Consider the following 24,499-nt stretch of genomic DNA (forward strand, 5'->3'; position numbering starts at 1 on the left):
AGGGCGCATGCCAGCAAGCTTAGCGGGTCTTGTTCAGTTGTCCATAAGACAACGCTTAGTTGAGCAATCCCTGTACATGATGAATGCCCTCCTTCGCCAGCTGGAAAGCGATAAACCACATCACCAGACCGACCAGCGTGTTAATGATGCGCTGCGCTTTGGCAGTCTGCAGCCGCGGTGCCAGCCACGCCGCCAGGATCGCAAGACCGAAGAACCAGAGGAAAGAGGCGCTGACCGTACCGAGCGCAAACCAGCGTTTGGGCTCAACGTCCAGCTGCCCGCCCAGGCTACCCAGCACCACGAACGTATCAAGGTAAACGTGCGGGTTAAGCCAGGTGACCGCCAGCATGGTGACGATGATCTTCCAGCGCCCCTGCTTCATCACTTCGGCGCTCGCCAGCTCAAGATTGCTGCTCATGGCGGTTTTCAGGGCGCCGAATCCGTACCACAGCAGAAACGCCACGCCGCCCCAGGTTACCAGCGCCAGCAGCCAGGGGGACTGCATCAGCAGCGCGCTGCCGCCGAAAATCCCGGCGCAAATCAGCAGCAGATCGCTCACCGCGCAAAGTAGGGCAATCATCAGATGATACTGGCGGCGGATGCCCTGATTCATGACGAACGCATTTTGCGGCCCGAGAGGGAGGATCATGGCCGCACCTAAGGCAAGCCCTTGAAAGTAATAGGATAACATGACGCAATTCTCACAGTGTTGTTCTGGAAACCGACTATACTGCGCGAATCACATTAGAGGAAATTGATAATATTAATTGACCATTAATATAGCTAATACAAGAAAAGCCCGGCGGCGCTAGCGCATACCGGGCCTACGGGTGAAGTTACTCTGCTTCTTTAACTTTTTTGACGTTTACGTCCATCTGCGGGTACGGGAAGCTGATGCCGTTGGCATCGAAGTCGCGCTTAATGCGCTCCAGCACGTCCCAGTACACGTTTTGCAGATCGCTGCTTTTGCTCCAGATACGCACCACGAAGTTAATCGAGGACGCGCCCAGTTCGTTCAGGCGAACCGTCTGCTCTTTGTCTTTCAGAATGCGGTCGTCAGAAGCGATGATGTTCGCGATCAGCGACTTCACCTGATCGATATCGGAATCGTACGCCACGCTGATGATGAGCTCGTTACGACGCACCGGCTCGCGGGAAAAGTTAATGATATTGCCCGCGATGATTTTCCCGTTCGGCACCACCACGATACGGCCGTCGACGGTACGCAGGGTGGTAGAGAAAATCTGCACCTGCAGCACGGTGCCGGCAATGCCGCCCAGATCAACGTATTCGCCGGAGCGGAACGGACGGAAGGTCACCAGCAGCACGCCTGCCGCCAGGTTTGAAAGCGAGCCCTGCAGCGCCAGACCAATAGCCAGACCGGCGGCACCGAGAACGGCAATAACGGAGGCGGTCTGCACGCCCACACGGCCCAGCGCCGCAATCAGCGTAAAGGCGATAATGCCGTAGCGCACCAGTGCGGAGAGGAAGTCAGCCACCGTGGCGTCAATGTGACGGGCCAGCATTACGCGGTTAACCGCGTTCGATACGATACGCGCCACGATCATCCCGACGATAATGATCGCAATTGCCGCAACGATGTTCACGGCATAGCTCAGCAGCAGCGCCTGGTTGCGCACCAGCCAGTTACCGGCGTTATTGATGCTGTCTACAACATCGAGTTGTTCCATTTATTCTTCCTTTTGTTAAACCAAAACACTAAATCCATCCCCCATGGAGACAGGCAGGTCAGTAAAGGGTAAACAAAAAGCGCATGTTTTGCCAAACAGATCACAAAATCAGATGTTGCAGCATGTTGAAAATGCATAAAAAAAGGCCCGCATTTGCGGGCCTTCCGATGCTGTTAGCAGCTCAAATCACAGAACGTCGATTGCGTTCAGTTCTTTGAAAGCCTGCTCCAGACGGGTCACCATGGACGTCTGAGCAGCGCGCAGCCATACGCGTGGATCGTAGTATTTCTTGTTCGGCTGGTCTTCGCCTTTCGGGTTGCCCAGCTGGCCCTGCAGGTAAGCTTCGTTGGTTTTGTAGTACTGCAGGATACCGTCCCATGTTGCCCACTGGGTGTCGGTATCGATGTTCATTTTCACTACGCCGTAGCTTACGGAGTCTTTGATTTCCTGAGCAGAAGAACCGGAACCGCCGTGGAAGACGAAGTTCAGGCTGTTGTGCGGCAGGTTGTGTTTTTTGGAAACGTATTCCTGAGAGTCACGCAGGATGGTTGGAGTCAGAACCACGTTACCTGGTTTGTAAACGCCATGGACGTTGCCGAAGGACGCTGCGATGGTGAAGCGTGGGCTGATTTTGCTCAGCTCGGTGTAAGCGTAATCAACGTCTTCTGGCTGGGTGTACAGTGCAGAAGCGTCCATGTGGCTGTTGTCCACGCCGTCTTCTTCACCGCCGGTGCAACCCAGTTCAATTTCCAGGGTCATGTCCATTTTGGCCATGCGCGCCAGGTATTTAGAGCAGATTTCGATGTTTTCGTGCAGTGACTCTTCAGACAGGTCGATCATGTGAGAAGAGAACAGTGGCTTACCGGTTGCTGCGAAGTGTTTTTCACCCGCGTCCAGCAGACCGTCGATCCACGGCAGCAGTTTCTTCGCGCAGTGGTCAGTGTGCAGGATAACCGGAACACCGTAGTGCTCAGCCATCTGGTGTACGTGATGTGCACCGGAGATAGCGCCCAGGATTGCAGCACCCTGAGGAATGTCAGTTTTCACGCCTTTACCTGCGATGAACGCAGCGCCACCATTAGAGAACTGAACGATAACTGGCGCTTTAACTTTAGCAGCAGTTTCCAGTACGGCGTTGATGGAGTCGGTACCTACGCAGTTAACTGCTGGCAGAGCGAAGTTGTTTTCTTTAGCTACCTGGAACACTTTCTGTACGTCATCACCAGTGATAACGCCAGGTTTTACGAAATCAAAAATTTTAGACATGTTGCTTAGTCCTGTATCTTCGGCCGTTAGAAAAGGTGCGAGCTCTTAGAAGCGCGCTGAAAATTGGGCAGGTTTCCCTGCCCTTGAATGGCTTACTTCTTAGCGCGCTCTTCGAGCATTGCTACTGCTGGCAGTACTTTGCCTTCCACGAATTCGAGGAATGCGCCGCCACCAGTGGAGATGTAGGAGATTTTGTCAGCGATACCGAACAGGTCGATTGCTGCCAGGGTGTCACCACCGCCTGCGATAGAGAACGCTTCGCTGTCTGCGATAGCGTTAGCAACGATTTCGGTACCTTTGCGGAAGTTCGGGAATTCGAACACGCCAACAGGACCGTTCCACAGGATAGTTTTTGCGTTTTTAAGGATTTCAGCCAGTTTCTGTGCAGAAACGTCGCCCAGGTCCAGAATCTGCTCTTCATCTTTGATGTCGTTTACAGATTTCAGGGTCGCGGTAGCGGTTTCGGAGAACTCGGTCGCCACGCGAACGTCAGTTGGAACCGGGATATCACAGGTACCCAGCAGGCGTTTGGCTTCGTCAACCAGGTCTGCTTCGTACAGGGATTTACCCACGTTGTGGCCCTGAGCAGCAACGAAGGTGTTCGCAATACCACCGCCGACGATCAGCTGGTCAGCGATTTTAGACAGGGAATCCAGAACGGTCAGTTTGGTAGAAACTTTAGAACCACCAACGATAGCCACCATTGGACGAGCAGGCTCTTTCAGCGCTTTACCCAGCGCTTCCAGTTCGTCGGCCAGCAGAGGACCGGCGCACGCTACGTCTGCGAATTTACCGATACCGTGGGTAGACGCCTGCGCACGGTGAGCTGTGCCGAACGCATCCATCACGAATACGTCGCACAGTGCAGCGTATTTTTTGGACAGGGTTTCGTCGTCTTTCTTCTCGCCTTTGTTGAAGCGAACGTTTTCCAGAACCACCAGTTCACCGGCAGCCACTTCAACGCCGTCCAGATAATCTTTCACCAGGCGAACTGGGTTGGACAGTTTGTCTTTCAGGTAATTAACAACTGGCAGCAGAGAGAACTCTTCGTTGTACTCGCCTTCGGTTGGACGGCCCAGGTGGGAGGTGACCATCACTTTAGCGCCCTGCTTCAGAGCCAGCTCGATGGTTGGCAGAGATGCACGGATACGCGCGTCGCTGGTCACTTTGCCATCTTTAACCGGTACGTTCAGATCGGCACGGATGAAAACGCGTTTACCAGCCAGATCCAGATCGGTCATCTTAATTACAGACATGGTGAATCCTCTCGTTGATTCTTAAAGTTTTGCAGACGCACGATGCGTCTTACCTGAAACCTTGAGCGGCCATTGCTAACGTAGTGTCGAGCATCCGGTTAGCAAAGCCCCATTCGTTATCACACCAGACCAGCGTCTTGATAAGGTGTGCGCCACTGACTCGCGTCTGCGTGCCATCGACGATGGCGCTGTGCGGGTCGTGGTTAAAATCTACTGAGACCAACGGTAATTCCGTATAGTCAACTATACCATGAAATGCTCCCTGTGCCGCTTTTTGCAGCAACAGGTTGACTTCGCAGGCTTTTACCGGTTTTTTCACCGTCACGCTGAGGTCAATTGCCGTCACGTTAATTGTCGGGACACGCACGGCAATCGCTTCAAAACGGTCATTAAACTGCGGGAAAATTCGGGTGATCCCTGCCGCCAGCTTTGTGTCCACCGGAATGATTGACTGGCTCGCCGCGCGCGTGCGTCGTAAATCCGGATGGTAAGCGTCGATAACTTGCTGATCGTGCATGGCGGAGTGAATCGTGGTCACGGTGCCGGATTCAATGCCGTACGCATCGTCTAACAGTTTGATGACCGGAATAATGCAGTTGGTGGTGCAGGAGGCGTTGGAAACGATGAGGTGTTCAGCCTTCAGCTCATGCTGGTTGACGCCAAACACGACGGTCGCGTCGAGATCGTTACTGCCGGGATGAGAAAACAGGACTTTTTTTGCGCCAGCGGCCAGATGCGCTTCGCCGTGTTCGCGGTTACCGTAAACACCGGTGCAGTCGAGCACCACATCCACGCCCAGTTCCCGCCAGGGTAGTCCTGCAATACTGCTCTCATGCAGTACGCGAATCGCGTCGTCACCGACAAACAGCTGCTCTCTTTCCTGGCGAACATCCCAGGCAAAGCGGCCGTGGCTGGTGTCATATTTCAACAAATGCGCCATGCCCGCAGCATCCGCCAGTTCGTTGATTGCCACCACGGTGATTTCCGCACGACGCCCGGATTCATATAAAGCACGAACCACGTTGCGCCCGATGCGACCGAAGCCATTAATCGCTACGCGTACGGTCATAGATCTCCTGCAAAGCTATCCCTGAGTTTGAGGTGGCTGAAAGAGTAATCCAGCTACGCCCGAAGGGGAATCCTTGCTATCACAAACTGCGATTGATTGGTCAATTGTCGAACATTTAATCGACTGAAACGCTTCAGCAAGAATAAGCGAATCGAGGAATAAAAGGAATGTCTGTCCAGATGAATAAGCGAGCTATATGACTTGCGTCACATTTTTGGTGGAATAATTTACGCCGAGGGAAAAGCAAAACGGTAACCGAAAGGTTACCGTTTTTAGTGTTTGCACCCTCTCCCCGTGGGAGAGGGTCGGGGTGAGGGCATCAGCCCGCACCGTACAAGCGATTACAGCAGTTCTTTCGCCTTAGCGACAACGTTCTCAACGGTGAAGCCGAACTCTTCGAACAGCTGCTCTGCCGGAGCAGACTCACCGAAGGTGGTCATACCGACGATAGCGCCGTTCAGGCCCACGTATTTGAACCAGTAGTCAGCGATACCCGCTTCCACTGCCACGCGAGCGGAAACCGCTTTAGGCAGTACGGATTCGCGGTAAGCGGCATCCTGCTTGTCGAACGCGTCGGTAGACGGCATGGAGACCACGCGCGCTTTCACGCCTTCGGCAGTCAGTTTTTCCCACGCAGCAACAGCCAGTTCAACTTCAGAACCGGTGGCGATGAAGATCAGCTGTGGCTGGCCCGCGCAATCTTTCAGCACGTAACCACCGCGCGCGATGTTCGCCAGCTGCTCTGGCGTGCGTTCCTGCTGCGCCAGGTTCTGACGGGAGAGGATCAGCGCGGTTGGACCGTCCTGACGCTCAACGCCGTATTTCCACGCTACCGCGGATTCAACCTGGTCACATGGACGCCATGTGCTCATGTTCGGGGTCACGCGCAGAGAAGCTACCTGCTCTACCGGCTGGTGAGTTGGGCCATCTTCGCCCAGACCGATGGAGTCGTGGGTGTAGACCATCACCTGACGCTGTTTCATCAGCGCGGCCATACGCACGGCGTTACGTGCATATTCCACAAACATCAGGAAGGTAGAGGTGTACGGCAGGAAACCACCGTGCAGGGAGATACCGTTCGCGATAGCGGTCATACCAAATTCACGTACACCGTAATGGATGTAGTTACCGGCAGTATCTTCGTTGATTGGCTTAGAACCGGACCACAGGGTCAGGTTAGATGGTGCCAGGTCAGCGGAGCCGCCGAGGAATTCAGGCAGCAGAGGACCGAACGCTTCAATCGCATTCTGAGACGCTTTACGGCTCGCGATTTTAGACGGATTCGCCTGCAGCTTAGCGATGAATTCGTTGGCTTTCGCGTCGAAGTCAGACGGCATATCGCCTTTCATACGACGGGTGAATTCAGCCGCTTCCTGTGGGAACGCTTTCGCATAGGCAGCGAACTTCTCGTTCCAGGCCGCTTCTTTCGCCTGGCCCACTTCTTTTGCATCCCACTGGGCATAGATGTCAGACGGGATTTCGAATGCAGGGTATTTCCAGCCAAGCTGCTCACGGGTCAGTGCGATTTCCGCGTCACCCAGCGGTGCGCCGTGGGAGTCATGGGTGCCCGCTTTGTTCGGAGAACCGAAGCCGATGATGGTTTTGCACATCAGCAGGGACGGTTTGTCGGTCACTGCGCGCGCTTCTTCTACTGCACGTTTAATCGAGTCAGCATCGTGGCCATCAACGCCACGCACAACGTGCCAGCCGTAAGCTTCGAAACGTGCTGCAGTGTCGTCAGTGAACCAGCCTTCAACGTGACCGTCGATGGAGATGCCGTTGTCGTCATAGAACGCAACCAGTTTACCCAGCTTCAGGGTACCGGCCAGGGAGCACACTTCGTGAGAAATGCCTTCCATCATGCAGCCGTCGCCCAGGAAGGCGTAGGTGAAGTGGTCCACGATGTCATGGCCAGGACGGTTGAACTGCGCTGCCAGGGTCTTCTCAGCAATCGCCATACCCACAGCGTTAGCAATACCCTGACCCAGCGGGCCGGTGGTGGTTTCTACACCAGCGGTGTAGCCCACTTCCGGGTGACCTGGAGTTTTGGAGTGCAGCTGACGGAAGTTTTTCAGCTCTTCGATAGGCAGATCGTAGCCGGTGAGGTGCAGCAGGCTGTAGATCAGCATAGAGCCGTGGCCGTTAGACAGCACGAAACGGTCGCGGTCAGCCCATGCCGGGTTCTGTGGGTTGTGGTTAAGGAAATCACGCCACAGGACTTCGGCGATATCAGCCATACCCATAGGGGCACCCGGGTGGCCGGACTTGGCTTTCTGTACTGCGTCCATGCTCAGCGCACGAATAGCATTAGCAAGCTCTTTACGTGAGGACATTTTAACTCCAGATCGGACTGTTAAAGGCCATGCCCTTGACGACAGCGCGTTTTGGGCTACGCCGGAAAAAAGTGCCAACAATGTAACCCAAGCCGCAGGGCATGTACATGGACCATTCTTTTGCAGCTTAAGAAATCTCTGGATCATGCTCGCATGTTGCGCAATCTGCTCGCCCGCGCCTGTAGATATTCCTTATACTTATCCCGCCCCGGCTTCGTTGCTGGTGCACTTTTCGGATTTTATTCAGATTAACGAGTACGGAAGCAACTTCATGAAAATGCGTGCAATAGTGCTGGCCCTGGGTACAACGCTCATGCTGAGCGGCTGTCAGAATATGGACTCTAACGGTCTGATGACCTCAGGTGCAGAAGCCTTTCAGGCCTACTCCCTGAGTGACGCGCAGGTTAAAGCGCTGAGCGATCAGGCCTGTAAAGATATGGACGGAAAAGCCACGCTTGCGCCGGCTGACAGTACCTACACACAGCGTCTGAATAAGATTGCTTCCGCGCTCGGCGATAACATCAACGGCCAGCCGGTGAACTACAAGGTTTACATGGCGAAAGACGTGAACGCCTTCGCGATGGCGAACGGCTGCATCCGCGTCTACAGCGGGCTGATGGACATGATGACCGACAACGAAGTCGAAGCGGTGATCGGCCACGAAATGGGCCACGTTGCGCTCGGCCACGTCAAGAAAGGGATGCAGGTTGCCTTAGGCACCAATGCCATCCGCGCGGCGGCGGCCTCTGCGGGCGGTATCGTTGGCAGCCTGTCCCAGTCGCAGCTTGGTGACGTAGGCGAAAAGCTGGTTAACTCCCAGTTCTCACAGCGTCAGGAGTCCGAAGCGGATGACTACTCCTACGATCTGTTGCGCAAACGCGGGATTAATCCATCTGGTTTAGCCACCAGCTTCGAAAAGCTGGCCAAGCTGGAAGCGGGTCGCCAGAGCTCCATGTTTGACGATCACCCGGCCTCAGAAGCGCGCGCGCAGCATATTCGCGACCGTATGGCCGCTGACGGAATTAAATAATATTGAAAGGAGGCAATTTTGCCTCCTTTTTATTTCGCATGAATTGCTAACTAAATCGCACGTATCGGTAACACCTCTGAAAGCCCCGTCAAATCTGCCCTTTCTTGCTGAAACGTCTGGTCACATATTTATTGCAATCGTTAACCTTTCCGGTAATTATCAAGCGCGCAGTAATTCAATTTAATATATTAAGACAGAGACGTTCCCTCCGTGAAAAAAGAATTATCGTTAATTGCTTTAAGTTTATTCGCCGCATTACCTGCCGCTGCAAGCCAGCAATCTGACAGCATGGGTTTTATCGACGACAGCCATTTAGACCTGTTTTTACGCAATGCGTATATCAGCCGTGATTACCATCAGGGCCAGCAGGATAAAGCCGAATGGGGCCAGGGTATCATCGCCACATTTGAATCCGGATATACCGAAGGGCTGGTGGGCTTTGGCGTGGACGGCATCGCACAGTACGGCGTGCGCCTGGATGGCGGTCGCGGCAAGAGCGGCGCGGGCGGTATCGACTTCTTTAAACAGGAAGACGATGGGAGGGCCAAATCCGATCTAGCGAAATTTGGCGCAACCGCCAAAATGCGCATCTCAAATACCGTGCTGAGCTACGGTAACCAGCGCCCTGAACTACCTATCGTTAACGCCGATAACTCCCGCCTGCTGTTTGAAAGCTACACCGGTGCCATGCTGACCTCGAAAGAGATCGACGGGCTGGAAGTGAACGCCGGTTATTTCACCGACGAGCAGCGTAAAAGCGACGACCGCCACGACAGCGGCCTGAAAAGCCTGACCTTCGGGGGCGCAAGCTACCAGTTCAACGACCAGTTCAGCGGTGCGCTGTATGCCTCTCATAACGAAGAGGTGATGAACAAACAGTATCTGGGCCTGAATTTCAAACAGCCGTTCAGCACCGGACAGCAGCTGGTACTCGACTTTAACGGCTATAACTCGCGTCTTGATCAGGGTTACGCTGACAGCCTCGACACCGGCCGCAGCAACACCATCTGGAGCCTGGCGGCGAGCTACATCTGGGATATTCATACGTTCAAAGTGGCGTACCAGCAGAGCAGCGGCAGCACCGGTTACAACTACGGCGGCTATCGCGACAAGGGCGGCGTGGGTGACGGTGGCAATACCATCTGGCTGGCGAACTCCTACTGGTCTGATTTCAACGGTGAAGACGAGCGCTCATGGCAAGCGTCGTACGGCCTGGACTTTGGCGGCCTTGGCCTGCCGGGCCTGAGCTGGACCACCGCCTACGTGCGTGGGGACAACATCAAAACCTCTGAAACCAGCAACGGCAAAGAGCACGAGTGGTTTAACCAGATCCAGTACAAGGTCCAGGACGGCCCGGCGAAAGACCTGACGCTGCGCCTGCGCTACTCCGTGCTGCGCGTCTCCAGCAACGCCAGCGAGTACAACGTGGGCGGGGATGAGATCCGAGCCTACGTGGAATACCCGTTTAACGTGTTCTGATTTACCCCCTCACCCTAACCCTCTCCCCAAGGGGAGAGGGGAAATCTCGCATATCAGTAAAGCGTCTTCTGCGGCGGCCCGGCAAACTTCAGCGCGCCAATCTGTCCCATCCGCACTTCCACCACCGACGGCCCCGGCATCGCAAGCGCCTCCGTCATTACCGCATCAAAATCCTCTGCCCGCTCAACGCTCCACGCCTGCAAGCCAATTGCCTGTGCCAGCAGGGTAAAGTCCGGCGTATGCAGTTCGTTATAATACTGACGCCCGCCGAAATACTTATCCTGGATGCCGCGCATCACGCCGTAGCCGCCGTCGTTCATGATCAGCAGCGTCACGTTGGCTTTCTCCTGCGCCAGCGTCGCCAGCTCGCCTAAATTCAGGCTCAGGCCACCGTCGCCCACCAGCCCCACCACCTTACGCTGCGGGTTAGCAATCGCGGTACCGATGGCCATCGGTAGTCCCATACCAATTGCGCCAGCCAGAGAGTGGATATTCATCAGCGGACCGTTAGCGCGGAACAGACGACTGCCCCACAGGCTGCCGGAAACGGTGATATCGCGCACCAGCAGGCCGTCCTGCGGCAGGGCTTTCTCAATGGCGTCGTTAAGCTTCGCGTAGGCGCCGCACTGTTCGCGCAGCCCCTGCTCTGCTTTTGCAACCGCCTGCTGCACCTGCGTATCCCACTGCGCGTCGCCCCATTCCCGGCCCTGGGCTTTGTCGGCCAGCGCGCGAAGCAGCGTGGGGCAGTCGGCTATCAGCGTGTTATCCATCAGGTAATTGCGGCTCGCTGCCGCCGGATCGATATCAATCTGCACGCGCGGAGAGGGCAGCGCCAGCGTCCAGGAGCGGGTTTCGTTGCTGCGCAGGCGTGAACCGGCGATCAGCGTAAAGTCACACTGCGCGATAATCGCCTCCACCGACGGGGAATTATGGAACGCCCGCAGGCTGGCGCGATGGCTGTCCGGCAGCACGCCGCGCGCGTGGGTGCTGGAAATCACCGTCACACCTGCATCCGCCAGCGTTTTCACGGCGTCAGCGCTTCCCAGCGCCCCGCCGCCCAGCCACAGCAGCGGCCGTTTCGCCTGCCTGAGCTGTGCCCACAATGCATCGACCGACGCGGGCTCCACGGCTGCAACCGAAGCCGGTTTCACCGGTGCGGTCACCAGCGACATTGGAATTTGGGCCCCCTGAATATCAATCGGGATCTCCACTGAAACCGGCCCGCACGGCGGCGTCTGCGCCTCCTGAATCGCTTTATGCAGAATCGCTATCGCCTGGTTGGCGTTGCTGATGCGGTAGGCCCGCTTTGAGCTGGCCTTCAGGAAGGTCAGCTGGTCGCGGGTTTCGTGGATAAACCCGGTGTCGGCATCCAGCCACGCTTTCTCCACCTGTCCGGTTAAATGCAGCAGCGGCGTGCAGGCGTTCATGGCTTCTACCAGCGCGCCGACCGCGTTGCCTGCCCCGGCGCCGGTGCTGGTCAGCGCCACGCCGAGGCCGGAAAAACGCCCGTGGGCGTCGGCCATGGTGACGGATCCCGCCTCGCCGCGCGCGGGCACGAAGCGAATGTTGCCACGCTGCCCCACCGCGTCCGCGATCGGCAGGTTGTGAATGGAGATGACGCCGTAGATGGCCTCAACCTGATACTGCTCCAGCGTTCTGGCGATGGCGTCGCCGACGGTTATCATTTCACTCATTGCTCACCCTTTCTCAGTCGCACCAGTGGTTGACGCTATTACCCGTCGCCAGATAAATGCTCTTTTGCTGCATCCAGGCTTTAAGCCCCTGAATGCCCTTTTCGCGGCCCAGACCGCTCTCTTTAAAGCCCCCGAACGGGGTCGAAATCGCAAAAACTTTGTAGGTGTTGATCCACACCGTGCCCGCCTCCAGCCGTTCGCTCAGGCGCAACGCGCGCCCGGTGTCGCGGGTCCAGATCCCTGCTGCCAGGCCGTAAACCGAGTCGTTCGCCTCGCGGATAAGCGTGGCTTCATCGCGAAACGGCATTGCCACCAGCACCGGGCCGAAGATCTCTTCCTGGCAGGCGCGGGCGCTGTTCGTCAGCCCTTCGATAATGGTCGGCTGGAAGAAGCTGCCGTTTGCCAGGTCAGGATCCGCCGGGATCTCCCCGCCGCACAGCACGCGGCCCCCCTCGCGCTTAGCCAGCTCGACGTATTCCTGCACGCTCTGGCGATGTTTCTCATTGATCAGCGGCCCAACGTGGACGCCGTCGGTGAAGGGGTGCCCCACGCGCAGCCCGCGAGTTAATTCCAGTAGCCGCGCCATCAGCGGCGCGTAGATGCTTTCGTGAATAAACAGGCGCGACCCGGCGATGCACGCCTGCCCTGCCGAGCTGAAAATGCCGTAGCAGATCCCGCGCGCGGCCTGCTCAACGTCGGCATCCTCCAGCACGATGGTCGGGGATTTTCCACCCAGCTCCAGCGAGGCCGGGATCAGCTTTTCCGCCGCCACGTGCGCCAGATGACGGCCCGTGGTGGTCCCGCCGGTAAAGGAAATTTTTCGCACCTTAGGGTGGCGCGCCAGCGCATCGCCAATCACCGATCCTTTGCCCGGCAGCACGCTCAGCAGCCCGGCGGGCAGCCCGGCCTGTTCAAAAATCCGCGCCAGCTCCAGCGCCATCAGCGGCGTGGCTTCGGCGGGCTTGAGGATCGCTGCGTTACCCGCCGCAATCGCCGGCGCGATCTTCTGCATCTCGCTGGCAATCGGCGAATTCCACGGCGTGATGGCGGCCACCACGCCGAGCGGCTCGTAGCGGCTCAGGGTAAGCAAATCCGGCTGGCGCGGCGTCGGGAGCTCGCCTTCCAGCAGCTCGCAGGCGGCGGCAAAGTAGCGCGCCGTTCCCGCCGCGCTCATCACCAGCCCGCGCGCTTCCGCCAGCGGCTTGCCGTTATCGCGGCTCTGCATCTGCGCCAGCGCATCCACGCGGGATTCAATCAGATCCGCGACCTTGTGCAGGATCTTCGCACGCATATGCGGCAGACTGTTGCGCCACGCGGGATCGCGCCACGCCCGCTCGCCGGCCTCTATCGCCTCCACGAGATCGTCGGGGCTTGCGGCATTCAGCGTCGCATTGATCGACCCGTCAGCCGGGAAATGGCTCTGCATCGGGTTACCGCCGCCGCGTCGCCACTGGCCGCCGATAAAAATCATCAGATCGTCCATCGTCGCTCCTCAGCTCAGGGACAGCTCGCGGCAAGCGCGAACCGCGCTCAGTGCCGCAAGGGTGGAGGTTTTGGGATTGGACGCCAGCGGCAGCCCGCTCAGCTCCAGATGGAACTCGCCGAACAATCCTTCGACGTGCAGCGTGTGGGTATTACGCTTTGTTGCCGGGTCGACCATGAGCTGCACGCGGGTGTCGTCCATCCCCACGCCGCCGAGCGCCACGGTTGCCGCCACGTTGGCGTTCGCCGGGAACAGGCGAGCCGCCTCGCGGGCGCTGCCTTCAAAGAAGACCTTCGCCTCTGAGACCGCGTTAAGATCGATAAGCTGCTCGGCATAGCTACCGCGCCAGCTGGCCGGGCTTTTGCGCGACTGATAGGTAACCCGCTCAAGCCCTCCCTCTTTCGCCGCCGCCAGCCCGTCAATGCCGGCAACCGCACCGGAGAGTAGCGTCAGCCTGCCGCCCGCCGCGTGCAGGCGCTGCTCCAGCACGCTGTCCGCCAGCGCACCGGTGGAGATCACCGCCAGATGCCAGCCGCGACTTAAAATCGCTTCGCCATACTGCGCCACCGCCTGCTGGCTCGCGCACTCCAGCACAAGGTCGGGCGTTTCCGCGCAGTCCACTGGCGAGGTCAGCGCCGTTACCGCATCACCAAACTGCGCGCGAATGGCCGAGTGGTGGGCTTCACGCGCCACGATCCAGCCGATAGCCACACCGGCGGGCAGACGCTCAATCACCGCCTGCGCCATGGCGCCAAACCCAATTAACATTACCTTTTTCATGATGTGTCCTTACAGATGGCGGCAGAAGCCGCCGGAAACGTCCAGCGCGGCACCGGTAGTAAACGAAGCCAGCGGCGAAGCGAGAAACAGCAGCGCTTGCGCGGGCTCGCGCGGCTTGCCGAGGCGCGCCATCGGAATGCCGCGCTTGCGCGCGATATCCGCCGTCCAGGCAGGCCAGCTCTGGCTTTTATCCGCCCGGTTTTCGAAGCGGCGCTGCCACTGCCCGGACTCCACCATGCCGAGCAAAATGGAGTTGACGCGAATACCTTTGCCCACCAGCTCTTTTGAGAGAGTGAGCGTCATGTTCAGCAGCGCGGCGCGGGCGGCGGAAGTGGCAATCATGTGCTCCTCCGGCTGCAGCGCCAGCAGGGAATTGACGCAGGTGATCGAGGCGATGTCGGACCGCTCCAACAGAGGCTGAAACGCCTGAACCGGGTTGATCACCCCGAACAACTTCAGCTCGGCCTCGTGCAGCCACGCCTCACGCGGGGTGTCGTGGAAATGCGCCACGTAGCCCTGCCCGGCGTTGTTGATCAGCATATCCGCCGCGCCAAATTGGGCCTGAACGGCATCCGCGAAAGCCTGCACCTCGTCAGCGTTCAGCACGTCGCAGCGGTAAGAGAAAATCTCCCCGTCGGGATAGTCGTTTTGCAGCGTCGCGTGGGCGCTGGCGAGCCGGTCCGGGTCGCGGCCGCAGAAGGCCACTTTTGCTCCCTCGCCCAGCAGCAGGCGCAGCGTTTCAAAGCCAATGCCGGAAGAACCGCCGGTGACTACCGCTACGCGGCCGTCAATGTGTGCATTCATCGCGCACCTCTTCGTTAATGCGTAAAAGCTGTTGGTTAAAAAACGCGTCGTTATCGAGATAGCTGGCGTGCCCGGCTTGCGGTATGGCGGTAAACGGCATGCGGTAGCGCAGCGCCAGCCCCTGTACCAGCTCGGGCTGCGTGATGGCGTCCTGCTCGCCGCACCAGACTTCAAACGTGCCGGAGTGCCGCTTGAGCCAGGTATGAATGTCGTCGTGCGCCAGCATCCACGCGGCGGCAAGGTAGCCTTCCGGGCGCAGCGCGCGCATGCCCGCCGCGACGGTGGCGATATCGTCCGCGCGCGCGCCGGGGCGCAGCAGCTTCGCGGCGCGGGTCTGCGCGAGGATTTCACCGCCGAGCGCCATCTGCTGCTCGCGGCTGCGCCAGACCTGCTCCCGCTGCTCCGGGACAGCATTGCCGTAGCCCTGCGCGGCGTCCGCCAGCACCAGGTGCAGCACGCGCTGCGGATACTTCGCCGCAAAGGCGCTGGCGACCAGCGCGCCGAGTGAATGGCCCACCAGCACCGTCTGCCAGACGCCCGCGCGGTCGAGCATCGCCGCCAGCGCGTCGGCGTAATCCCCCGCGTTCGCACGCTCAACCGCCAGCATCGGGCTTTCGCCATAGCCGGGCATGTCCCACGCCAACACGCGAAAGCCTTCCAGCGTCATCTGCTTGTGCCAGGAGGCCGCGCCGGAGCTGATGCCGTGCAGCAGCATCAGCGGAATGCCGCTTCCCTGTTCACGAAAACCCGTCATCGTGCCTCCTTAGTTCCGCTTCACTTTGGACAGCGGATGATCGGAGGGATAGGTCGGGATTTCCGGCTTGTTGGTTCCCAGCATGACGCACATCAGCGCCTCTTCTTCCCCATGGTTAAACAGGCCGCGATAGATCCCCGGCGGGACGGAAATCAAATCGCGCTCGCGCAGCACGGTTTCGGTGTAGTTGTCGCCGTCCTGGATCATCAGCGTGATCTGCCCTTTAAGCATGAAGAACACCTCTTCCACGTCGTCGTGCAGGTGTAGCGGCCCCTCGCACTTCGACGGCAGCACCATGGTGGAGAAGGTGAAATGGTCCGCTTGTACTGTATTGGTGTCGTTCGCCACGCCGGTTGCGCCGGTGCCGATGTAGCGCATCTGCGCCCGGCGGTATTTCGGGTCAAAATCGGCTTGGAACTTCAGCGCGTTCCAGTCGTATTTACGGCCTTCGAAGCGCGCGATGCGCGACTCGACCCACTCTTCCATCGTCAGGTGGTCAGGCTTGATGCCAGATGTCTTGGTTACGGTTGAATCAGTCATGACACTCTCCTCAGTAACGTCTCAGCAGCGGCAGTAACAGGACGCAGCCCACCGCCGCCATCACCGCCAGAAAAATCAGCCCGGAATCCATGCTGTGGGTGAAGGCGATAAGCGCGCCCATCACCGCCGGCGACAGCGCGCCCGCAAAGTTTCCCAGCCCGTTGAAAATGCCGCCCGCCGTAGCGCTCACCCGGGGATGGGTGGCCTTCGCCAGCAGGGCGAAAATGTTGGGTGCGCCGGTGCCCCACATGAAGGTGCTGAAGCTCATGGCCGCGATGATGGTCAGCGGGGTGTCGAGGTGCATCACCGCCGCAAGACCTGCCGCGGCCCCCGCCATGGAGATAAAGCAGGCCGCCGCACGCTTATCGACCCGGTCCGAAAGCCACGCGCCAATCACCTCTCCCGCCAGCATGGCGATAAACGGCATCGACGACAGCCAGCCCGCGTGCTCCAGATGAATGCCTTTGCCCTTGATGAGATAGCCCGGCAGCCAGCCGTTGATGCCCCAAAGGTAGGTCAGGAAGGCAATGTTAAAGATGCAGATGATCCAGAAGTGCGGGCTGACAAACAGCTCGCGGCGCGCGGCGCGGCGCTCGTCCTGCGACGCCTGCGAGGTGCCGGGTTTTGCTTCCAGACGGATCCCGCGCAGGCCGATGCGCACAAAGATCAGCACCGGCACGGTGAGCATCGCCATCACGAAGAAGGTGCTTTGCCAGCCGAAGGTGTTCAGCAGCCAGAGGGAAAGCGGGAAACCAATCGCCGCGCCGACTGGCGTGCCCAGCAGCCAGAGCATGGTGGCGCGCGCCTGCAGATGCTGCGGAAAGTTGTGCCGCACAATGGCAAAGGCCAGCGGGAACAGCGGCCCTTCCGCCACGCCCAGCAGAATGCGCAGAACGATCATCAGCGTGTAGTTATGGGTAAAGCCCATCGCCACCATCAGCACGCACCACACCACCATCATTCCGGTGAGCAGGCGCAGCGGCGCGATCTTGTCGCCTAAGCCGCTTAAAAATACCGACGAAAAGCCGTAGCTGAGCAGAAAGGCGCTCATCAGAATGCCGAGGCGCGTGGTGTCGAAATCGATGCCCATCGCCTGCTGGAAATGGCCGTCGGAAAACAGCGCCGCGATGCTGATTTTGTCGAAAAACGCCAGCAGCACGCAGGCCAGCAGCGACAGCGGGATGGCCCAGCGCACCGTTTTTTCAGGCGTGCGGGTCCCCTCACCGCTTGCCTCAACGGGCGCGGTGTTGGTCTCTAATGTGGTCATGTCTCCCCCTACGGGTGCGGGTTAGCTATCGCAGTGACATCAGTGAAAAGGTCGGGTCGCCGAGCGGCACGTCGGACAGATCCCGCCCCGCCGCCATCCAGCGCTTCGCCAGCTTGACGGTGCGCGCGTCGTTGAACGCTACCAGCTGCGTCAGCCGCCCGCTCTCGTCCAGCGAGAAGTAAAGCGAATCTTCGCGCGCTACCGTTGTGCTCCCCGCCTGCGGAATGCCGAGGATCTGAATGTTGTGCTGGTATTGATCCGACCACAGCCACGGCGCGTCGTCATAGCCCGGCGCATCGGGGTTGAGCATTGCTCTCGCCGTCGCCACCGCCTGGTTCTGGGCAAAGGCCCAGGACTGGATGCACAGGCCGAAGCGATGGTGCTGAGCCACATCGCCCGCAGCGTAGATGAACGGATCCGACGTTCGCCCCTGGGCATCGACGACGATCCCTCGTTCGGTGCGCAGCCCCGCATCGCGCGCCAGCTCCAGATTAAGATCGACGCCAATCCCCACCACCACCGCGTCAAAGGTTTCGCGCCGGCCATCGCAGTGGATAACCGGCAGGCCGCTATCGTCCTCCAGCTCCAGCGCGCCGCAGCCGGTGCGGATCTCCACGCCCTGCTCGCGATGGAGTGCCTCTAAGCGCTGCGACACCTCGCCGCTCACCGAGCGCATGCAGAGCGCGGGCTGCTGTTCGAACAGGGTGACCGCCACGCCGCTTTTGCGCGCGGAGGCGGCAATCTCCAGCCCAATCCAGCCGCCGCCGACAATCGCCAGAGTTTGACTTACCGCCAGCCGACCCTTCAGGCGCTGTGCGTCCTGCCAGTGGCGCAGGGTGTAGACCTGCGGATGGGAAGCCCACGCCTCACCCGGCAGGCGCGCCCGCCCTCCGGTGGCAATCAAAAGAATGTTGTAACTAAGATACTCGCCGTTGCTTAACCGCACCGTTTTCGCCGCTCGGTCGATCTGCTCCGCACGCAGCGGGCGGAACCAGGTCAGGTTCAGCGCCTGCTGCACCTCGTCGGTAAACAGGCGCGGGAGCGCCGCGTCCGGCTCCAGCAGGGACGCCTTCGACAGCGGCGGCCGTTCGTAGAAATCCCATTCCTCTTCTGCCACCACGCAAATCTCGCCGTCGAAGCCCTCGTCGCGCAGGGTTTTCGCCGCCCAGCCGCCCGCCTGGCCGCCGCCAATAATGACAATGCGCGACGTCATACCGCCTCCGGCTTTTTCTGCTGGCGGCGCGTGTCGTGGTCAATCCCGCCTTCCACCGCCCATTCGGTAAAGGAGACGAGCGAGTGCTCCAGCTCGCGCGGCTGCCAGTTTTCGGTCAGGTAGTCGTCGTTGGTGTAATACTCAAACGCGCCGCCGGTCGGACTGTTGACGTACCAGAAATAGGCCGACGACACCGGATGGCGGCCCGGCCCGATAAAGGTGCTCCAGTCGTGTTTATTCATCGCAATCCCGCCGCCGATCACCTCATGAATATCACGTACCGTGAAGGCCACGTGGTTGAGACCGCGCCTGCGGTTCGGCAGCTGCAGCAGGAACAGGTTATGATGGCCGCCGCGCGCGCCGCAGCGCAGGAACACGGCCCGGTTGATGTAGCGGTCCGATACCTGGAAGCCGAGCACCTCGCGGTAGAATTTTTCCACCGCCGCCAGCTCTTCCACGAAGAACACCACGTGCCCGACGTTGATGGGCTGGGCGCGATCGTAAACCGGGCTCGGGGTGTCGATGCGGCGGACGTCGCCCCACTGGTTAATCGGCTCGACGTTCAGCTCCACCTCAGTCTGCTGGCTGACCTGCACGCGCAGGGTCATACCGTTCGGGTCGAGGCACTCCAGCGCGTCGCCCACCTCGCGAAAGCCGGGCTGCTGCGCCAGCTTCGGGCGCAGCGCGTCAAGATCTGACTGCGCGGCAACCGCCCAGGTCATGCGGCGCAGGGTGTTGCCTGCTTCAAACGCCGGCGGCAGGTCGGGGCTGTCGATCGGGTTAAGCTCCACGCGTGCGCCGCTCAGGGTAGTAAAACGCTGGCCGCTGGCATCGCCCGTCAGGCCAAAATCACGCATAAATTTGGCGCAGTGCGTCAGGTCCTCCACGCCAAATTCCAGCTTTTCAATTCCGGTTACACTCATCGTTCGTTGCCTCATCTGGCCCAAATTGGGCGTAAACTATGCCCGACGCAGTCAAGCGCCTGACGTTAACTCACTGATTTAACTGGCCTGTGACAGATACCCTAAGAAGCCAGAAATTCTATCCGCCGCGAGGCGAACCTCGTTTTGCAGGCGTTCGCGGTCGGTCTGCGGGATCTCCTCCGACGGCACCAGAATGCTGACCACCGCCGCCACGCGTCCGCTTCGGTCATACACCGGGTAGACGATGGAGGAGATGCCGTGGCGGAAGAAGGATTCACCGATCACATACCCACGGGCTTTATCCTGCTGCACCATCTGCCAGAGAGCTTCGCGGTCGTGAAGCTGCCCCGGCGTGTTGCCCGGCAGACGCTCGTGCGGGAACAACTGTTCAAAATCGGCACGGGAAACATCGGTCAGCAGCATGCGCCCGAGCGAGGTGCAGTGCACCGGCAGACGGGTGCCAATGCTGACCTGATTGATGCGTGACCCGGCGGCGCTGACGCGGGCGATGTAGATAATGTCGCGCCCGTCGCGGATCGCCAGATGGCTGCTGCACTGGCTGACGTCGCGCAGCTGCTCGATCACCGGCTGGCCGACCTGCGCCACGTCCAGCGAAGCGATGTACTCAAAGCCCAGGCGCAGCACGTTCATGCCGAGCGAAAAGGTATTGGTGCGCGCGTTGCGCTCCAGAAAACCCATGTACTCCAGGGTCTGCACTACCCGGTAGGCGGTGGCCTTCGGCATATCCACCAGCCGGTGCAGTTCGGCAAAGGTCAGTTCGCGATGCTGCTCGCCGAAGGCCAACAGCAGCTGCAGGCCGCGCTCCAGCCCCGGCACCAGATACTTCACTTCCCGATCGTTTGCCATCATCGCCATACCTCAGTTAAAGACAAAGCCGCCGTTGACCGGGATCAGCTGCCCGGTGACAAACCGCGACAGATCGCTTAACAGCCAGACCACGCTGCCGGTCACATCTTCCGGCTGCTGCGCGCCCGCGAGTGCACGGCCGTTTTCGTAGAGCTGATGCCGCTCGACGGGCACATATTCGGTTGCCTCGACGCGGGTCAGCCCCGGCGCGATAGCGTTGATACGAATGCGCTTTTCGCCCAGCTCGCGCGCCATCGAGCGGGTCATGGCAATCACCGCCCCCTTACTGGCGACGTAGGCCATCAGGCGCGGGGCGCCCCACAGCGCGGTATCGGACGCCACATTCACAATTGCCGCCCCTTCGCGAAGCAGCGGCACGGCGGCGCGCGTCACCAGCCAGGTGCCTTTGACGTTCACGCTCATCACGCGGTCCCACAGGTCCGGGTCGTAATCAAGCATGTTTTTACCGCCCACGCCGGTCGCCATCGCCGCGTTGTTCACCAGACCGTCAATCTGCCCGCGATCGCCAATGGCGCTGAACACCTGCTCAATAGAATGCGGATCGGCCAGATCGATGACGTGCGGCTCGATCGCATAGCCCTGTTCGCGGAGCGTTTGCGCGCTCTCGGCCAGTTCGCCTTTGAGGATGTCGCACATCACCACCGACGCGCCCTGCTCCGCGCAGGCTCTGGCAAAGTGGTAGCCCAGCCCGCGCGCGGCGCCGGTCACGACGATGCGCTTTCCCCCCAGCAGTCCGTTCATCAGGCGGCTCCCTGCTGCGCTTCGCGCATCGCCAGCTGCTCTTTGGCGGCCTTCTGCATCATGCGGCGCAGGCGAGAGAGCCCAACGTCGTGCTGATAAAGGTACTCATGGTCGCGGGCGTTTGGCGCCAGGCTTTCCAGCACCACGCGGTCCTGCTCCAGCACTTCCCAGTGCAGCTTTTCCAGACGGTTGCGGTACATAAAGCGCCACATGTCGCGCTGCCAGCCCTGCACGCGGCGAATACGCCAGAAGAAGACACGGCAGTTGTCGTTATCTTCCGGCACCACCATGCCGACAATAAAGAAGTGGCCGCCCGGTCCGAAGCGCTTCTTGTACGGAATAGAGAGACGCATCCAGCAGGTGCCGCTATTGCCCAGCTCCACCCAGTCAAAGTTAACGCCGCTTTGGCCCTTCTTCTCGAAGATGAAGCCAGTTTTGGTCGGCTGAAGAACCATGTCGGCTTTGCGGTCCCCTTCCGCCATCGAGTGTGAGGACGAGTGCAGATAGGTGCCGTGCATCGGGTCCATTACGTTTTCCAGCGCGTACTGGTAGTTGCATTTCCACGCGGCGGTACAGAGGAAGTTGCTGAAGTTCTCCGTGTCGGCGAGTTCATCCGGGAAGCTCAGCTCGTCCGGCTGCTGGTCGGCGGTCACGCCAAACCACAGGAAGATAGCGCCGTGCGCCTCCTGCACGTTGTAGCTGCGCACGCACTGCTGGCCGACCAGCGGACATTTGTCCACGGCGGGCACATCTTTCACCTCGCCATTGCCCGCCACTTCCACGCCGTGATACCAGCAGGCGATGCGGTCACCGAGGTTCCAGCCCATCGACAGGCGCGCGCCGCGGTGCGGACAGCGGTCTTCCAGCGCCTGGACCTGGCCATCTTTGTTACGCCAGACAACAATCTGCTCGCCCAGGCGGGTAATCCCCACCGGCGCGGACTGCACTTCCCAGCTCGACAGCACCGGATACCAGAGGCCGCGCAGGCCTTTATCGAGATAATGTTGTACGGTCGTCGTCATCGCGTTGTCCTCAGTAGCCGTTAACCTGTAAGAATGCCTGGAAGCTGGCGTTGCTCCACGGCTCGCCCTGCTGATCGTGCATGCGCACCGCGTTCAGGCCGTTCACCAGCTCCGGTAAGGTTTCAACACCCTGCTCAAAGAGCTCTTCCAGCGTCGCAATGAGGTTCACCTCCCAGTTTTCCGGTTCGCGGCTGCGGGTTTGCCAGATGAGATTCTGGTAATCGCCTGGCTTATGAATGGCGCCGTTACCGCCTTCTGCAGGCGGGGTAAACTGGCGGCTTTCCGGTAGCGCAGGGTTGTAGTTCAGGGTGTTGCTCATGCCACGGTCTCCTCAACGAAGGTAATCTGGATTTGGTTTTCATAGACCCGAACCGGGTAGCGGTTAAGGTTGCGACCGCCGGGGCCGTGCAGGCACTGGCCGGTTTTAACGTCGAAGACCGCCTCGTGCAGCGGGCATTCCACCTTTCCATCTTCTACGAAGCCCTGGCTCAGGAGGGCATAAGCGTGCGGACATACGTCTTCCAGCGCGTAATACTCGCCGTCAATCAAATAAACGCCGATCTCTTTACCGTCGACGCTGCCGCTAAAAGGGAAATCTTCCTGTACTTGTTCTGCGTCACATACGCCTATCCAGCTCATCACGATCCTCCAGGCTTTTGTTTCATATATGAAACTCTGTTTCTTATTTAATACGGTCAATATAAAAGCGATGAATGTTTCGTCAAGCGCCAATGTGAAGAATTTGTTAATCAAACAGCAATTAATTAACTAAGTGTGCAAAGGATCACGAAAAAATGCAGCGATATGAAATTTTCATTATTGCGGCGTGAATGAATACGATTTTTCGATGACTTTAAATTTCATTACTCAGATATTGACTTTCTTTGTTTTTGCTTCGTACAAATAAAAGAGAGGAAGCGCTTAATGTTTCATCAGTGAAACTGGTATTTATTTTATTCTTTTAAAACAACAAGTTTCACTGGCGAATCATTTTAGAACCGTGACAATCACGCTGATAAAAATATAAGTATGCGCACGCATAAGGCAGGCAACATGACGGCAAGATGGCAAGGTACAATTGCACTGTTATTACTCATCATTATCTCCTACATCGACCGGGTAAATATTTCTGTAATGATATTAAACCCGGAATTTGCCCACCACTTTCAGCTAAATGAAAACAGAATGTTACAGGGAATGCTAATGACCTGCTTTCTTTTGGGTTATGGTTTTTCAGCTTTATTATTAACACCAGTTATTGAAAGCAAACTTCATTATCGGCAGGGGTTATTAGGCAGTATTGTGATTTGGGCCGCGGTCTGTGCGATCTCTCCCCTGCTCGGCTCGCTGATGGGGATGCTCATCGCGCGCGTGATTCTCGGGGTGGCGGAAGGACCGCTCTTTTCCCTGAAAACGCGCTTCATCAGCGATAACTTTAGCGCGGATGAGATCGGCAAACCCAACGCCGTGACCGCGCTGGGCGTCTCGCTCGGCCTGGCCGTGGGCTTTCCGCTGGTGACCTGGCTGATGGATCATCTGGGCTGGGCCGGGTCGTTTTATGCGCTGGCGATACTGAATTTGGCTCTCGGTGGCGGACTCATCTGGCGATACCTGTCCGTGCCGGGCGGCCTCCCAACGACGAAAAAACCGGGTTTTGTTCGCACCTTCACCCTGGCGTGGCAAACGCCGCTGCTGGGCTGGATCCTGCTGGTTGAAATCGCCACGCTGAGCTATCTCTGGGGGAGCAGCGCCTGGCTGCCCGCATGGCTTCGCGACGAACACCACTTCTCGCTGCATGCCACCGGCATGCTTGCGGCCATTCCCTTCCTGCTGAGCCTGGGCTCTAAATTCCTCGGCGGCGTGCTGCTCGACAAAATGCGCCCGGAGCAGGCGCCGGTGCTGTTTGTAGCAGGAGGAGCGCTGACGGCGCTGTCCGTGGTCGGGCTGATGCTCAGCCATCAGCCCGCATGGCTGGCGCTGTTTATGCTGTCCGCCAACGTCTTCTGGGGGCTTCAGGGGGCGGCCATTCCTGCGGCGATCCAGCATCACGCCGCGCGGGACGCCGTGGGCAGCGCGTACGGTATTATTAATGGGACAGGCAATATCTGCGCGGCGTTTATTCCGCTGCTGATGGGGATGGTGATGAAATCGGTGGGGTCGGTCAGCTCTGGTTTTTCGGTGCTGGTCGTCTCGCAGGTCATTACCCTGCTCGCAGGAGGAATGCTGCTGCTGCGCATGCGTCGCGCAGCAGCAGTGAGCGCGTAAG

Annotated in this window: 23 protein-coding genes; 3 read left to right on the plus strand and 20 right to left on the minus strand. The window is 58.9% G+C overall.

The window, feature by feature from the left end; translation table 11 throughout:
* Positions 1-55: 55 nt before the first annotated feature.
* The 6 genes from argO to tkt all read right to left on the minus strand — a co-directional run bounded on the left by argO (position 56) and on the right by tkt (position 7,615).
* The gene (argO, locus tag AC4ICF_RS19000) at positions 56-691 is read right to left on the minus strand and encodes an arginine exporter ArgO (RefSeq protein ID WP_316379968.1); all 636 of its coding nucleotides are present in this window, start codon (positions 689-691) and stop codon (positions 56-58) included.
* A gap of 145 nt (positions 692-836) precedes the next feature.
* Entirely contained in the window at positions 837-1,691 is an 855-nt protein-coding gene (mscS, locus tag AC4ICF_RS19005; RefSeq protein ID WP_163329636.1) for a small-conductance mechanosensitive channel MscS, read from the minus strand.
* A 186-nt stretch (positions 1,692-1,877) separates the two neighbouring features.
* The gene (gene fbaA / locus AC4ICF_RS19010; protein ID WP_061097137.1) at positions 1,878-2,957 is read right to left on the minus strand and encodes a class II fructose-bisphosphate aldolase; all 1,080 of its coding nucleotides are present in this window, start codon (positions 2,955-2,957) and stop codon (positions 1,878-1,880) included.
* Positions 2,958-3,049: 92 nt separating this feature from the next.
* Positions 3,050-4,213, minus strand: coding sequence for a phosphoglycerate kinase (gene pgk / locus AC4ICF_RS19015; protein WP_023309116.1), 1,164 nt, complete (start codon positions 4,211-4,213; stop codon positions 3,050-3,052).
* Between the two features lie 49 nt (positions 4,214-4,262).
* A complete protein-coding gene (epd, locus tag AC4ICF_RS19020; RefSeq protein ID WP_061097136.1) occupies positions 4,263-5,282 on the minus strand; it encodes an erythrose-4-phosphate dehydrogenase in 1,020 nt (339 codons plus the stop codon).
* 341 nt (positions 5,283-5,623) lie between these two features.
* Positions 5,624-7,615 carry a transketolase gene (gene tkt / locus AC4ICF_RS19025; RefSeq protein WP_316379967.1) on the minus strand — a complete coding sequence of 664 codons (1,992 nt, stop codon included), beginning with the start codon at positions 7,613-7,615 and terminating at the stop codon, positions 5,624-5,626.
* A gap of 271 nt (positions 7,616-7,886) precedes the next feature.
* Between tkt and loiP the strand changes: the two genes are divergently transcribed.
* Together loiP and AC4ICF_RS19035 are read left to right on the plus strand one after the other, a co-directional pair.
* Positions 7,887-8,645 (plus strand): metalloprotease LoiP, encoded by a 759-nt coding sequence (gene loiP, locus AC4ICF_RS19030; protein WP_116342269.1) that lies wholly within the window; start codon positions 7,887-7,889, stop codon positions 8,643-8,645.
* Positions 8,646-8,855: 210 nt separating this feature from the next.
* Positions 8,856-10,124, plus strand: coding sequence for an OprD family outer membrane porin (locus AC4ICF_RS19035; protein WP_116341921.1), 1,269 nt, complete (start codon positions 8,856-8,858; stop codon positions 10,122-10,124).
* Between the two features lie 53 nt (positions 10,125-10,177).
* On the opposite strand, the gene AC4ICF_RS19040 is transcribed toward AC4ICF_RS19035, so the two are convergent.
* The 14 genes from AC4ICF_RS19040 to AC4ICF_RS19105 form a co-directional block, all read right to left on the minus strand.
* Complete coding sequence (locus tag AC4ICF_RS19040; RefSeq protein ID WP_302221216.1) at positions 10,178-11,818, minus strand: thiamine pyrophosphate-binding protein; 1,641 nt, start codon at positions 11,816-11,818, stop codon at positions 10,178-10,180.
* A 13-nt stretch (positions 11,819-11,831) separates the two neighbouring features.
* Entirely contained in the window at positions 11,832-13,301 is a 1,470-nt protein-coding gene (locus AC4ICF_RS19045; RefSeq protein WP_316379966.1) for an aldehyde dehydrogenase, read from the minus strand.
* 9 nt (positions 13,302-13,310) lie between these two features.
* Positions 13,311-14,081 (minus strand): aspartate dehydrogenase, encoded by a 771-nt coding sequence (locus AC4ICF_RS19050; protein ID WP_316379965.1) that lies wholly within the window; start codon positions 14,079-14,081, stop codon positions 13,311-13,313.
* A 9-nt stretch (positions 14,082-14,090) separates the two neighbouring features.
* The gene (locus AC4ICF_RS19055; RefSeq protein ID WP_316379964.1) at positions 14,091-14,885 is read right to left on the minus strand and encodes an SDR family oxidoreductase; all 795 of its coding nucleotides are present in this window, start codon (positions 14,883-14,885) and stop codon (positions 14,091-14,093) included.
* On the minus strand, positions 14,869-15,639 hold the full coding sequence (locus AC4ICF_RS19060) for an alpha/beta fold hydrolase (protein WP_163329775.1): 771 nt from the start codon (positions 15,637-15,639) through the stop codon (positions 14,869-14,871). The genes AC4ICF_RS19055 and AC4ICF_RS19060 overlap by 17 nt, the downstream gene beginning before the upstream one ends.
* 9 nt (positions 15,640-15,648) lie before the next feature.
* Positions 15,649-16,179, minus strand: coding sequence for a cupin domain-containing protein (locus AC4ICF_RS19065; protein ID WP_062933216.1), 531 nt, complete (start codon positions 16,177-16,179; stop codon positions 15,649-15,651).
* Between the two features lie 10 nt (positions 16,180-16,189).
* On the minus strand, positions 16,190-17,446 hold the full coding sequence (locus AC4ICF_RS19070; protein ID WP_316379963.1) for an MFS transporter: 1,257 nt from the start codon (positions 17,444-17,446) through the stop codon (positions 16,190-16,192).
* 25 nt (positions 17,447-17,471) lie between these two features.
* A complete protein-coding gene (locus tag AC4ICF_RS19075; protein WP_316379962.1) occupies positions 17,472-18,659 on the minus strand; it encodes an NAD(P)/FAD-dependent oxidoreductase in 1,188 nt (395 codons plus the stop codon).
* Positions 18,656-19,582: a VOC family protein gene (locus AC4ICF_RS19080; protein ID WP_166712302.1), complete on the minus strand. Its 927-nt coding sequence runs from the start codon at positions 19,580-19,582 to the stop codon at positions 18,656-18,658. The genes AC4ICF_RS19075 and AC4ICF_RS19080 overlap by 4 nt, the downstream gene beginning before the upstream one ends.
* A 78-nt stretch (positions 19,583-19,660) precedes the next feature.
* Positions 19,661-20,449 (minus strand): IclR family transcriptional regulator, encoded by a 789-nt coding sequence (locus AC4ICF_RS19085; RefSeq protein WP_116342271.1) that lies wholly within the window; start codon positions 20,447-20,449, stop codon positions 19,661-19,663.
* A 12-nt stretch (positions 20,450-20,461) separates the two neighbouring features.
* The gene (locus tag AC4ICF_RS19090) at positions 20,462-21,211 is read right to left on the minus strand and encodes an SDR family oxidoreductase (protein WP_302221200.1); all 750 of its coding nucleotides are present in this window, start codon (positions 21,209-21,211) and stop codon (positions 20,462-20,464) included.
* A complete protein-coding gene (locus AC4ICF_RS19095; protein ID WP_163329643.1) occupies positions 21,211-22,233 on the minus strand; it encodes an aromatic ring-hydroxylating oxygenase subunit alpha in 1,023 nt (340 codons plus the stop codon). Before AC4ICF_RS19095 ends, AC4ICF_RS19090 begins: the two co-directional genes overlap by 1 nt.
* A 10-nt stretch (positions 22,234-22,243) precedes the next feature.
* On the minus strand, positions 22,244-22,552 hold the full coding sequence (locus AC4ICF_RS19100) for a recombinase-like helix-turn-helix domain-containing protein (protein ID WP_163329644.1): 309 nt from the start codon (positions 22,550-22,552) through the stop codon (positions 22,244-22,246).
* On the minus strand, positions 22,549-22,872 hold the full coding sequence (locus AC4ICF_RS19105) for a Rieske (2Fe-2S) protein (protein WP_116341948.1): 324 nt from the start codon (positions 22,870-22,872) through the stop codon (positions 22,549-22,551). Before AC4ICF_RS19105 ends, AC4ICF_RS19100 begins: the two co-directional genes overlap by 4 nt.
* Positions 22,873-23,286: 414 nt before the next feature.
* Between AC4ICF_RS19105 and AC4ICF_RS19110 the strand changes: the two genes are divergently transcribed.
* A complete protein-coding gene (locus AC4ICF_RS19110; RefSeq protein WP_316379961.1) occupies positions 23,287-24,498 on the plus strand; it encodes an MFS transporter in 1,212 nt (403 codons plus the stop codon).
* Position 24,499 lies beyond the last annotated feature (1 nt).

Source organism: Enterobacter sp. ECC_219_Taxon_10 (assembly GCF_058354905.1).

Excerpts from the sequence above, each read along its gene's own strand:
- tkt (WP_316379967.1), bottom strand. The coding sequence starts at position 7,615 with ATGTCCTCACGTAAAGAGCTTGCTAATGCTATTCGTGCGCTGAGCATG.
- AC4ICF_RS19105 (WP_116341948.1), bottom strand. The coding sequence starts at position 22,872 with ATGAGCTGGATAGGCGTATGTGACGCAGAACAAGTACAGGAAGATTTC.
- AC4ICF_RS19055 (WP_316379964.1), bottom strand. The coding sequence starts at position 14,885 with ATGAATGCACACATTGACGGCCGCGTAGCGGTAGTCACCGGCGGTTCT.
- pgk (WP_023309116.1), bottom strand. The coding sequence starts at position 4,213 with ATGTCTGTAATTAAGATGACCGATCTGGATCTGGCTGGTAAACGCGTT.
- AC4ICF_RS19060 (WP_163329775.1), bottom strand. The coding sequence starts at position 15,639 with ATGACGGGTTTTCGTGAACAGGGAAGCGGCATTCCGCTGATGCTGCTG.
- loiP (WP_116342269.1), top strand. The coding sequence starts at position 7,887 with ATGAAAATGCGTGCAATAGTGCTGGCCCTGGGTACAACGCTCATGCTG.
- AC4ICF_RS19095 (WP_163329643.1), bottom strand. The coding sequence starts at position 22,233 with ATGACGACGACCGTACAACATTATCTCGATAAAGGCCTGCGCGGCCTC.
- epd (WP_061097136.1), bottom strand. The coding sequence starts at position 5,282 with ATGACCGTACGCGTAGCGATTAATGGCTTCGGTCGCATCGGGCGCAAC.
- AC4ICF_RS19100 (WP_163329644.1), bottom strand. The coding sequence starts at position 22,552 with ATGAGCAACACCCTGAACTACAACCCTGCGCTACCGGAAAGCCGCCAG.
- AC4ICF_RS19070 (WP_316379963.1), bottom strand. The coding sequence starts at position 17,446 with ATGACCACATTAGAGACCAACACCGCGCCCGTTGAGGCAAGCGGTGAG.
- argO (WP_316379968.1), bottom strand. The coding sequence starts at position 691 with ATGTTATCCTATTACTTTCAAGGGCTTGCCTTAGGTGCGGCCATGATC.
- AC4ICF_RS19045 (WP_316379966.1), bottom strand. The coding sequence starts at position 13,301 with ATGGACGATCTGATGATTTTTATCGGCGGCCAGTGGCGACGCGGCGGC.
- AC4ICF_RS19090 (WP_302221200.1), bottom strand. The coding sequence starts at position 21,211 with ATGAACGGACTGCTGGGGGGAAAGCGCATCGTCGTGACCGGCGCCGCG.
- fbaA (WP_061097137.1), bottom strand. The coding sequence starts at position 2,957 with ATGTCTAAAATTTTTGATTTCGTAAAACCTGGCGTTATCACTGGTGAT.
- AC4ICF_RS19085 (WP_116342271.1), bottom strand. The coding sequence starts at position 20,449 with ATGGCAAACGATCGGGAAGTGAAGTATCTGGTGCCGGGGCTGGAGCGC.
- mscS (WP_163329636.1), bottom strand. The coding sequence starts at position 1,691 with ATGGAACAACTCGATGTTGTAGACAGCATCAATAACGCCGGTAACTGG.
- AC4ICF_RS19040 (WP_302221216.1), bottom strand. The coding sequence starts at position 11,818 with ATGAGTGAAATGATAACCGTCGGCGACGCCATCGCCAGAACGCTGGAG.
- AC4ICF_RS19080 (WP_166712302.1), bottom strand. The coding sequence starts at position 19,582 with ATGAGTGTAACCGGAATTGAAAAGCTGGAATTTGGCGTGGAGGACCTG.
- AC4ICF_RS19065 (WP_062933216.1), bottom strand. The coding sequence starts at position 16,179 with ATGACTGATTCAACCGTAACCAAGACATCTGGCATCAAGCCTGACCAC.
- AC4ICF_RS19075 (WP_316379962.1), bottom strand. The coding sequence starts at position 18,659 with ATGACGTCGCGCATTGTCATTATTGGCGGCGGCCAGGCGGGCGGCTGG.
- AC4ICF_RS19050 (WP_316379965.1), bottom strand. The coding sequence starts at position 14,081 with ATGAAAAAGGTAATGTTAATTGGGTTTGGCGCCATGGCGCAGGCGGTG.
- AC4ICF_RS19110 (WP_316379961.1), top strand. The coding sequence starts at position 23,287 with ATGACGGCAAGATGGCAAGGTACAATTGCACTGTTATTACTCATCATT.